Raw genomic sequence first — 12,136 nt, 5'->3', positions numbered from 1 at the left:
TATGCTTTTTTATAGACTTAGAGTATTGAACCATTCGCAAGACCAAAAAAAGGTAGAAGCGATACTAAAAAGGCTAAAAAATTCAATAATTATCCATTTGTGTTTTGTTTTTATGTAATAAAACAATAAAAGCATACGAAAAAAGAGATGCGTATGCTTTTATATAAAATAAGAGTATAGAACAATGCGCAGAATCCAAGAAAAGGAAGAAATGATTTCAATAAAGCTAATTCGTTAGCAGATATAGTTTCGTTTTTGTGGAGAAACATTGTAGTTAGCATAAGAACTAGCATCCTTTTAATCGAGTAGACGGCATCAATGTATTCGTTACTATAACAACTTTTTTAAAATGGACACAAAATAATAAAGTAATGCACCCTTAATCGCAAACTTGACAATATCGATTGTCGTCGTTCGATTAAGAGTGCAAATTAATTGGGAGAGGACCTTTTTAATTCATTGATTATCTTTTAAATGCTTCTTCAATAGCTGTAACATTATTGAGTAATGTGATTTTGAGCGCGCGATCGATACTGCTATTGTCAAGTTGTTTACGGAAATCCTCAAGATGCTTTACTGCTTGTTCTTTCTTACCTTTATCGTAGTGCTGTTTTGCTTGGGCTAATCGGTTAGTTAATTGTTGAGCCACTGAATGTGGAATGCTTTCTGTTTTTTCAAGCTCATTGATTTGCTCAGCTAACGTTTCGGTTGTAACTTCGACTGTAACAACGACTGTATTCGTTTTGACTTGTTCGCCGTTGTATGAAATAGTTGCGTATATCTCTGTAGTTCCGGCATTTTTTCCACGAATTTTTCCATCCTGAAGGCTAACTGCATCTGTATTTGAATTAATCCAATCTATTTGAGCTCCTGCTAAATCGATTTTATTTCCGTTAGCAAGTGTAACAGTTAAATCAATTTCTTGCTCAGTACCTTGTAATATCATCTCACTATCGACTGTTAATGTTCCACTTTCAAGGGGAACAGTAAGCTGATATAAGTTATGATCTGCTGAATAGTAAACATTTCCTTCCTTATCTACATCCATTAAATTGACATTACCTGTAACCAATTGCTTGCTCTTCATTGTCTCTGGATCAATAACCGTTAATGTACGACCAGCTGTTGTGTATAAATATCCTAGGTTATCCCAACGAATGAAGAAAGGTCGCCATTGGCTTCCACGATTAACTCCTTTGTATAGTTGAGTACTTTTTACGATTTCTCGATTATCAGGATTCATGGCAAAAATCACAGTGTTAAAGGAACCAGCTTTATCTAATCCCCATGCTACACCCCAGATGTTACCATCGGGACCAACAGACAATTCACCAATCATTTCTGGCTTTTCTAAACCATCTACATGAAGGTCGAATGCTTCATGATTACCCATTGCCACATCATATTCGAACATTTTCGCTTTTGGTTCAGTTGGGTCAATACCTAGACCTCCAGAAATCGTAGAACCTCCAAAGACTTTTCCGTCATGATAAGCTAACCCAATGATACTTTGATTTTTAATGATATTTCGGATTGTATTCCATTTATTTGTTTTAGCATCATAGATGGTAAGCGCTCCACCTAATCTACCATAATCAGAAATGGTTCCAACAAAGAGTTTGTTATCTCCTGATGTAAAAGTGAAAGGTCTGCTTTGATCATCGTCGATGTCTTGTACCAACTCTGGATTTTCGCCGGCTTTACCACCCGAGAAGGTAAATGGTTGGTTTGGATCATATTTATATATTTTAGCGCCACCATATGTTCCTAAATAGACTTCGCCGTTTAAAAATCCTATTCCTTCAATTTGGTGTGGATCACGTTCCTGAAGGATGTATTGGTCAATCGAAGTATCAAAGACTCCAAAGGAACCTTGATAACCGCCCATATAGATTTTTTGGTCTTCACCAATCTCTAAGCTTTGCATTAAAAGTCCTTGCATATCGACTTCAGGGTAGCTGACTTTCACACTATTTGTAGTAGGGTCATAGATAGAATATTCAATTTGGTGATGTAAAATGGCTAATACATCTTTACCACCGCTATCCTTAATCCAACGCATCGCTTTGGCAGGAGTAGCAGGAAGTTGTACCGTCGGTTCTACTTTTGCTGTTTCATGTGTTGTCATATCATAGGTCCATAACTGCTGTGTATTTTTATTAATGTAATAAAGAATATTTTCATCATATGGGGAAGGGGATGAGATAAGCCCGTCAAAGGTATGCTCATCTTGCCAATCCATTGTATTCTTTTCTTCACCCGTTTCCTTGTCAATCGTTACCAATGAAGTTCCATAGGCAACAAAAATGTTATTTCCATATTCCCAAATATTTGAGATAGATGTCGATACACCTGTGATTGGTAATTGTATTTCCGTTCTTTCACCGGATGCAAGGTCCATTTTCATTAAATATGCTGTTGTACCCGTTCCGACATATAGACTTTCTTCCGTGATGCCAAGTCCACGTGCATATTGCTGACCCTCGTAAAAGGTGCCCAAATCTTTAAATTGAGCAGATTCAATATCGTATTCAAACACTTTTGCATTTGGATAGGTTGCCCCATAGATTTTTCCATCGTGTGAAGCCTCTAGTTGCCAAACCCAATTATCTGATGGATTTTTCCCAAGCTGTTCTAAACGTTTTTCCTTCACGACATATCTGTATAAAATGCCATTATAGGTACCTGCAAAATAGACATTTCCATCCGGGCCTACAACCATTGCCCACACAACATCACTTCCAGGCAAGGCTTCAGAAAATATTTTTTCACCTGTTTCAGCATCGGCAGCATAAAATGTTGCAGGTGAACCATTTGTTGCATAGTAGAGTTCACCATCTCCAATTGCTACCCCTTGAGATTTTGCTGCTAATGCAGCTGGCCCGTGATTAATAGGCTTTCCGTATTCAATTGGAAAGTCTAAAATATTCGATTCTTTCTCAAATAATTTAACATCATCATAGTATCCTTTCATATTAGATGTGGATGCTTGATAGATAAATATTTTTACTTTTTTAGCACCCGCAGGAGCAGTTGCCTCAATCTCCACAGTTTGCCACTTATTAAGTTCTTGTATATCGAAATACTTTACAGCGTTTGAAATATTTGTGCCATTTTCATCTATCCAGCGAAGCCAAATTCCTGGTTTCCCAGTTAATTCTTCGACATATAGCTGAGCATTTAATTTATATTGATTATCTGCTTTTATATCAATACCTTGACTGAACAAGCCAACAACCCCGTTATTATTGACAGCAAGACTCTGACTTCCGGTTTTTACAACTTCATCTGAAATACTCATTCCAGTCTTAAAGCCACCGGTCCAATACACCCAAGATGGCAGTTCAATTTCGGAGGCTGTTTTTGCCTCAAAATCACCATTCTCGACATTCAATTCCTTCCATTGATCATCTGCAGCTGATACATTCGGTTGCTGAAAATAGGGAAGAGTGGAGAAAACGAGTATTGTAGCAAGTAGTATAATAGAAAATAGTTTCAATTTTTCTTTCAAAGCATGTTCCTCCTGAATTCGTAATTATTACTGACAGGCAAAACGAAATTGCCTGTCAGTTTTTCAAATCAATCGTAATAGGAAAGATAGCAGTATAAATGCTATGCCTACTAATCTATCTTTCGTATTGATATAGCTTAGTTCCTCGAGCAAAATAAATATTTCCATCTGGATCCATTGCAAAAAGTTTTGTATCTTCTGCTAAGACTTCATGATCCAATGTATTAGGATTGATTCTAAAGATATCTCCGCGAGCTTGACCATATAAATAGCCATCATCAGCAAATTGTAGAAATCCTTCTCGCCATAAATGGCCTATCGAATTCCAATCAACTTGATACAATTCCTTCGTTTCAACGACCTGATTACTTGTCGTGTCGTATTTAAATAAGATGCCTGATGTAAGCCCCCATAGGTTTCCGTCATTATCAAAAGTTAGAGCGGAAATGGCTTTTTCACCAGGAACAGGAATGGTTTCAAATTGTTTTTCACCTGTTTGCACATTATAGACAAACAATTTCGCTTCTTCCTCAGTTGGAGCAATCCCTAGACCACCCCAAACAGAAGTGCCACCATAGAGAAGTCCATCCTGATAAGCCAATGAAATAACACTTTGATTTTCTACGATATTCCGTTGAAGAGTATAATCATTTGTTGCTGGATTAAATATCGTTAGTGCACCACCAAGTTGTCCATAATCCGGAACCGTTCCAATCGCCAATAAATCTCCAGCTGATGCTAAAGCAAAGGGACGATCCTGACCTTCCGATTTCAAGCCGAAATGTTCAACTGGATTAATACCCATTTCATAGTTTTCAGCAGGATCATAGGAATATAACAACCCACCAGGATAAATTCCCATATATAAACGATTTTGATGGGCAATCATTCCTTCGATTTGCCCAAGTCCTTTATTTTCAGTAACTTGACCGGTTTTATAATCATATTGGGCAAGCCCACCAGATAAATAGCCACCAACAAAAATATTGCCGTTTGGTCCTTGCGTTAGGGATTGGATACTAACAGGTTGACCACTCAATTGACCTTGTAAAATACGATGATTCCCAGTGATTGGATTATAGTGACGAATCTTTCCATCCCAAGCAATTGACACTAATGTCTTTCCAGGGAATTCACTGGTTTCAAATTTTGCCCAACCAAAATCTCTTGCAGAAAACAGATTGTCAAATCCAGTTGGTGTTAATTTTAAAGAGTTTAAATCATAAGAGTATAGTTGTTCGTTTTTGATAAAATAGACCAAGTTTCCAGGCCCTGGTTCGGAAACATCAAGTCCATTTGCACCATCAATTTCATCAACGATTTTCATTGTTTTTAAATCAAAAACGAGTATTGTATTACTGGAACCAGTTGCCCTAGCAAACATTTTATTGCCAATTACATCAATATCATATACATAGGTTCTTTCCGCATACTTTTCAGGTAGTGGAATCTCTACTTTTTCACCTGTATGTATATCAACTTCGATTAGATTTGCTCCTTGAGTTCCAAGTCCTACATAAATTTTGTTTTTATAAATATCAAGACCTCTAGCATATTGCTGGCCTTCCTTTACTTGACCATAATCACGAAACTTTTTAGTCTCAGGATCGTATTGAAATACTTTTCCGCTCGGAAAGGTTCCTCCATATATGCGACCGTCTTCATCTGATTTTAGACGCCATAAAAACGATTCACCTGGGATTGGTTTTCCTAGGTTTTCTACATGATCTGCACCTGGAACATATTTAAACAATGTGCCGTTAGAGTTTGTTCCGATATAGACATTTCCCTTAGGGTCAACTGTGACACCCCATGCACCACTAGCTCCATCAAGTGGAAAACTCGCAACACGCTCTCCCGTTTTTGCATCTAGAACATTAAATACAGCAGGGGAGCCGTTAGCCACCGCGTATACCCAATCTTCACCATTTGGACCTTTTCCATAATCAGCTGCGGGAACAGAAACTGAATTAAGAACAGTTCCAATCTCACGAATATTTCCCTCTTCAGCAAAGGTTTGATTATTACCAATTACACTGGAAAATAACGATAAGACTAAAACTGTGATCAAAGAATACATGATTGATTTTGTTTTCAGCGCTTTTCATCCTTTCATGTTTTGATAGGGAGGGAGGCATCAATTTGAAATAAATTCACTGTTGTTCCGCTCTCCTTTAATGAAACCGCACAAAATATAATTCCAAAATACACCTCCATTCTTTCACTCCATCACTCCCTTTGTGTAAAGGAGGGTGATAAACTATTAAAAATTTTCTGACTACATTAAAAGGATAATGAAAGAACTTAGTCTTTAAAATGACCATAATGATTTTAGGTCTATAGTAGGAGGGATGTAGAATCCTGTTATCATACGAAAGACGGGTTTAAGTATATTCACACTTAAAGACCGTTTTCAGACTTGTCTCACTTTTGTGAAATCAATACAATGAAGTAGATTTGTAGATATTAACGTTTCTATTTAGAAAGGGAGAGGGGTTATGTTTTTGGCGAGGAAAAGGAAGGTAACATTGTTAATGCTTTGTGTTTTGTTAACGCTTACAGGTTTATTTCAAGGAACACCACTATTTTTAGAAACAGTAAGTGCAGCTTCTACATCAAGTACGATATCAGTAAAGAATGGTAGTTTTGAAGAGCCTGTAGTCGATGGCAAAATCACGGGCTGGACATCATTATTTCAGACAGGGGATGGATTTACGTTTGAAGTATCAAAAGAACAAAGTGCAGTAGGAGAAAATAGTCTATATCTATCAGATACGATTAGGGGACAATCGGTAGGACTGCTAAGTGATCCTATTGCAGTTAAACCTGGTGATTCGTATACAGGAACAACTATGTTGTATTTAAAGGCTGATAGTACGGCAAGCTTCCGGATTCAATTTTACGATGAAAATAATAATCAAATTAAAACAGAAGAGTATGTAACACATAGTGAAACATCTAAGGGATTTCCCGTAGAGGAGTGGTCCAAGGTTGTAACGCCTACTGCCGTTGCACCTGGAGGAGCAAAATTTGCTAGAGTTGTCGTTTTTACTACAAGTTATGCAATTGCTCAAGCTTATTATGATGACGTGAAGGTGGTACATTCGCCTAATCAAGGAGACGGGGATGAACCACATACCCCAGACCCATTAAAGAATGGTAGTTTTGAAGAGCCTGTAGTCGATGGCACAATCACGGGCTGGACATCTATGTTCAAATCTGGAGAAGGACACAATTATGCTGTAACGAATGAACAAAGTGCAACCGGAGAATACAGCCTTTATCTTTCAGATGAGTATAGAGATAAATCAGTTGGTTTATTGAGTGACTCAGTTGAAGTTAAACCAGGGGATTTATATACCGGTACCGCTATGTTGTTCATGAAAGCGGATAGTACAGCTAGTATTCGTTTAGAGTTTTATGATGAAAAGAATAGTAAGATTCAAACTACTGAGTATGTAACACATAGTGAAACCTCAAAAGGCTTTCCAATCGAGCAATGGACAAAGGTCTCTACACCATCAGCTCCTGCACCAAGTAATGCGAAATATGCAAAAGTAGTCGTTTATACAACAAGCTATGCGATTGCACAGGCATACTTTGATGATGTAGCAATTGAGGGAGAAATAGTATTAGAACCAATCGGAAAAGATGTGCGAAATCCGAGTTTTGAAAAGCCTTTGTACAATGGGAACGTTCAATACTGGGAATCATTATTTAATGTTGGATCTGATTTTTATTATGAATTGAATAACGAAATTAGTGCTTCGGGTGATTATAGTCTGAAGATATATGACCAGGTAAGAAACGGGTCAGTAGCTTTAATTAGTGATTATGTTTCTGTTACTCCCGGAGATACGTACACAGGTTCCAGCAAGTTGTATCTCAAAGATGGTGGTACAGCAAGTATTGATATTCGTTTCTATAGTGAAGATGATGTTCGCATTGATGTAGGTGCAACTGAAATGCATTATGCATCTGGAAAAGACGTTCCGGTAGAGGAATGGAGCGATATTTATACCAGAGAAGTTGTTGCTCCGGATGATGCAGCTTATGCACGAATCGTCTTATATTCTACATCGTATCAAATTGCTGAAGCTTATTATGATGATGTAACTATACTACATGAGGCAGATCAATCACCAGCAAATCTGTCGATATCAGCTCCTGCACAAATCGCTGAAGGTGAGACCTTTACAGTTACGTTAGATGCTTCAAAAGTAAAAGAGCTTCATCATATTGAAGGGTATGTCTATTATGACCGGGAAAACCTACAATTTCTTGGCTATGAACCACTAGGGGATTTTGCAATAGATTCTTCTTCAGTAATCGTTGAGGAGTCTAACGGAAGATTGAGCGTTGTAGCTTCTACAAATCAAGAGCAACCTGTAAAATCTGACTCAAGTATTGTTCAGTTACAATTCAAAGCGGGTTCTGAGTCCGGGCAAGCTTGGACAGTCTTAAGTAAAGAAACAGTTATGAATAAAAAATTTCAGCTAGAACGGGATCAAACGTCTTTGATTACAATTGGCGAAATACATGAAAAACTTGGAAACTTGTCTTTTAGTCAGCCAGAAAATCTCCAACCGCCGATTGCTGATACAATTGGTTTGTTTGATGGAAGAACTGGTGTAGAAGACGGTGTTAATGTCATGTATACAACCGTTAAAGGAATTCCACCTGTATTCCATGTAATCAATATTGATGAGCACAAACTTATCCGCAGCTTACCTATGGAAGGGGCAGGAGATGTTTGGAGCCATACGGTTGTACCGAATGGTGACGTATATGTGGCTGCAGGTGGACAGTTGTGGGTGTATTCTCCTGTCACAAAGAATATTAAAAAGGTCTACACACACAGTACCGAGAATGTTTTTTGGGCACTTGAGCATGATGAAGAGGGCAATGTATATATAGCTACAGGTCCACTTGGGAAAATTATTAAGTATGATCCATCTACTCAAACAGCACATGATTATGGACGATTAATGGGTCATATTAGCCAAGAATATGTCCGTTCGATTGATTATAGCAATGGATATGTGTATGGCGGAACATCACTTGGAGAGATTTATAAACTCGATGTGAAATCAGGCGAGAAGGTTGAAATAGCTTCTCCTCTTAATGAAAAAGGCTATGTATATGATTTAGATATTGTCGATGACAGACTGTTAATTGCACGCTTTGAAACTTCACAAACAAGGTATGTGTATAATTTAGAGACGCAAAAATGGGAAGATATTAAAATTGAAAACAGTAGTTCCGGTCTCCATCTACCGAAAACTTCTTTTGATGGGAAAATTTACATGCCAGTTAACGGGAAAATAGCTTCCTTCGATGTCAATACTTTTGAGTTAGTTGAAATTGTTGATTTCGGAACAGGATTTAGAGGGGTAAATTGGGTAGAATCACCGGACCCTGAACTTCCAGGTGTAAGTTTGGTTACGATGAATTTTGCTGGGAGCTATATCTTTTTTAATCCGACTACTGGAAAAATAAAAACCATTACTAATTTCTTGCCGCCATCACCTTCTATCACTCACGTATTTAAGAAGGGGGCAAACGGAAAAGTTTATATTACAGGTATGCAGGCTTCAAAGGCAGCTGAATATGATGTGTTTACGAAAGAATTGAAGCTTTTTCCAATGGGGCAAGCTGGAGCAGTCATTCCTTATCAAGACAAAGTCTACTTCGGAGTTTATCCCGGAGGAGCATTTGAGGAATATATCCCAGCAAGCGGTGATAATCCTAAGAAACTATTTAATATAGGAGAAACACAAGACCGTCCAATCAGTGGAATTGACGTCGAAGGAAAAATCTATTTAGGATCGATCCCTGACTATGGAGAACTTGGTGGGGCATTAATGGTCTATGACACTGCTGGTGAATATCCAAATGAATCCTATAAAGTGCACCGTAATATCGTTGAAAATCAAAGCATCATTTCTTTAGCACATAAAGACGGAAAAATTTATGGTTCTACTAGTATTAATGGGGGATTAAGTTCTGAAACAACGGCGACTGAAGCTAAAATCTTCGTATGGGATATCAAAAATGAAAAGAAACTCAAAGAAATTTCTTTAGATATTCCTGGGCTTTATAGTCCTCCTGCAATTGGCGGACTTTCAATTGGTCCTGATGGGTTATTATGGGGAGCTGTAAATGGAATTGTGTTTGCGCTGGATCCTGAATCACTTGCTTTAATAAAGTATAAAAATCTATTCCCATCTGATGGTTCTTGGGGTCAATGGGGCGCTTATAATGTCGAATGGCATCAAGATATTCTTTACATGCAGCTTGGTCGCCGATTAGTAGCAATTGATCCGATCACCCTTGATTTTCATTACTTTGAGGATTCTGAAGCATTCACGATAGGAGAAGATGGACATCTTTATTATTCACCACGTTCTAATAGAACATTGATGTATAAGGTAAGCATTACTGATAAAACACATCCAGGACAATTACATCTTAATGGTCCGTTAAATATTGATAAAGGTGACATATTCGAGATAGAGCTCTACGCCAATCAGGTAAATCAACTTGATAAAGTGATAGCTCGACTTAATTATAATGCTAAAGACATAAAGTTCATTCAGGCAAAAGGAACTGGTTCATTTAGTGAAAAGGGTACAATATTTAAAGTGGCAAGGGAGTCTGGTAAGGTAAAGATTTCAGCTACATTGCCTACAGGAAAGTCACTCGAAAAAGATGGAAAAATTGCTGTACTTCGATTCAAAGCAAACAAAAAAATAGAAACAACTAGTATTTCTATTCTGGAAAAATCTAAGGTTTCTTCCTTAAATAGCAAAGATTTCTTAAATATTGAAGGGAGCCAAACAATTAGGGTGAGAGTTTTACCGTAACATGAAAAAAAGGACTACATTTCCCATTAAAATGTAGTCCTTCTCTTTATTTCTTCCCAAACGTTTCTTTCATTCGTAACACAGGGTCATCTTCAATTGAATCATCCCATTGTAGTACTTGTCCGTATGATAGTAATTCATTCTTTAATTGTTCATAAGAGATGCCTTGTACGGTTGTATTATTTTTATGGGCTAAAGCGGCTGCAGCTCCTGCTGATTGTCCTAAAATCATGAACACGGGCTCCATCCGTATAGAACCATAGGCAATATGTGAACTTGATAAACAAACAGGAACGAGTAAGTTTGTGCACTCTTCAGCTTTTGGACGAATTGAACGATAGGAGATTGGATAAGGTGATATCGGTACTTCAACATCACCTTCATTGTAGACTCGCCCATCAATAAGTAATCTTCTAACATGATGAGAATCCATTTGATAGGAAGCTAGTCCAATTGAGTCTTCCACCTTACGATCTCCCAAACAATTGTGGTCTGTCATCACATAATCCGATATCATTCTTCTTGCTTCACGAATATATAACTGGTGAGGCCAATGTCCAGTTTCTTCAAATTCATCTCGAGCTAATCCCCATTGAGAGACCTCGTCCCGAATCGCTTTTGGAACCTGATCATCATTAGCTAAAAAGTAGAGCATGCCGAGATTGTATGTAAAGTGATCTTGGAAGATTCTTTCACGAGTTTCAAAATCTCCTTCTGGCCATACATTATTCATTCCAATGTTATCCGTAGAGAATCCGCCGTAGTTATTTAAGTCCGTTTTTCCATTAGGTAACAAGGTATGAAGATTCATTGCATCCCATACCCCCGCATTGATATAACGTAATAACAACGCATAACGCTCGCGGTTATAGGAGGGAGGCTTCGGAAATACAACACGATTTTCAAGGTTTTTGGTTAAGCATATTCGAAAATTATAGGCTTGAATTCGCGTGTCACCCTGACCTTGATAGCCAAGAGTTTCATGAGTAGTTTCGGTAATACCAGGCAATACTCCACTTGACGTGTCACCTTCAACTACATACGGATCAATCCACTTTTCAAACTGATGGTGGGGGTGTCCAAATTGGATTCCATTATATCTCTCTTTGTAAGTGGCATTCGATTCTCTACCTACAAAGTAAGTAACACCTGCTTTGGCCATTACGTCACCCTCATAGCTAGTATCAATGAAAAAGTCGCCTATATATGAAGTTCCATCTTCCATAATTAACTCTGTTATTTTGCTATTCTCTTTTTTAACTTCAACTACATGCTGATTATAAACAACTTCAATATCGTTCTCCTTGAGCCATTTCTCAAATACATATTTGGCTGCCTTCGGTTCAAAGGTCCACTGTTCATTTGTATTGTAATAACTTCCTAATTCCTGAAAAAATTCTCTCGATAAACCACCAATTGCCTCTTTTGCACCAATATCAGAGGCTCCTAAACCACTTGCTGTAATTCCGCCAACATGTCTGCCAAATTCAGCAATGACAACAGAAAGTCCCATTCGTTTTGCCTGAATGGCCGCCGTAATTCCAGCGGGTGTTGCACCATAGATAATTAAATCTCTCGTGATTGTCTTTGGTTCACTAGCTTTCGGGGTAGGTACATAATAATATAACTGACTGAAATCCATTTTGTTGTCCTCCTTAGATGGAAAATTCCTACTATTTCTTCAAACTTACTTAAAGTGTAAAAGAATAGTAGGAATAATCAAGACTTTTAACGGACTTTAAATCTAGATATAAAATGT

4 protein-coding genes are annotated in these 12,136 nt (G+C 37.8%); 1 reads left to right on the top strand and 3 read right to left on the bottom strand.

Annotation, left to right across the window (positions count from 1 at the left end; genetic code table 11):
* Window positions 1-463: 463 nt before the first annotated feature.
* Both CKK03_RS15450 and CKK03_RS15445 read right to left on the bottom strand, forming a co-directional pair.
* Entirely contained in the window at window positions 464-3,511 is a 3,048-nt protein-coding gene (locus CKK03_RS15450; protein WP_099363438.1) for an FIMAH domain-containing protein, read from the bottom strand.
* A 115-nt stretch (window positions 3,512-3,626) separates the two neighbouring features.
* On the bottom strand, window positions 3,627-5,582 hold the full coding sequence (locus CKK03_RS15445) for a WD40 repeat domain-containing protein (RefSeq protein WP_142354028.1): 1,956 nt from the start codon (window positions 5,580-5,582) through the stop codon (window positions 3,627-3,629).
* 433 nt (window positions 5,583-6,015) lie between these two features.
* Here CKK03_RS15445 and CKK03_RS15440 point away from each other — a divergent pair, with 433 nt between their 5' ends.
* Window positions 6,016-10,377, top strand: a complete 4,362-nt coding sequence (locus tag CKK03_RS15440) for a cohesin domain-containing protein (RefSeq protein WP_142354027.1) — start codon at window positions 6,016-6,018, stop codon at window positions 10,375-10,377.
* A gap of 46 nt (window positions 10,378-10,423) precedes the next feature.
* Here the strand turns inward: CKK03_RS15440 and CKK03_RS15435 are convergent, their stop codons facing one another.
* Window positions 10,424-12,019 (bottom strand): FAD-dependent oxidoreductase, encoded by a 1,596-nt coding sequence (locus CKK03_RS15435; RefSeq protein WP_099363435.1) that lies wholly within the window; start codon window positions 12,017-12,019, stop codon window positions 10,424-10,426.
* Window positions 12,020-12,136 lie beyond the last annotated feature (117 nt).

This window comes from Fredinandcohnia onubensis (assembly GCF_002734215.1).
In the GTDB taxonomy this organism is placed as follows: Bacteria; Bacillota; Bacilli; order Bacillales; family Bacillaceae_L; genus Ferdinandcohnia; species Ferdinandcohnia onubensis.
Note: the sequence above shows the minus strand (reverse complement) of the source record. Positions and strands in the feature narration are given on the sequence as shown.

Excerpts from the sequence above, each read along its gene's own strand:
- CKK03_RS15435 (WP_099363435.1), bottom strand. The coding sequence starts at position 12,019 with ATGGATTTCAGTCAGTTATATTATTATGTACCTACCCCGAAAGCTAGT.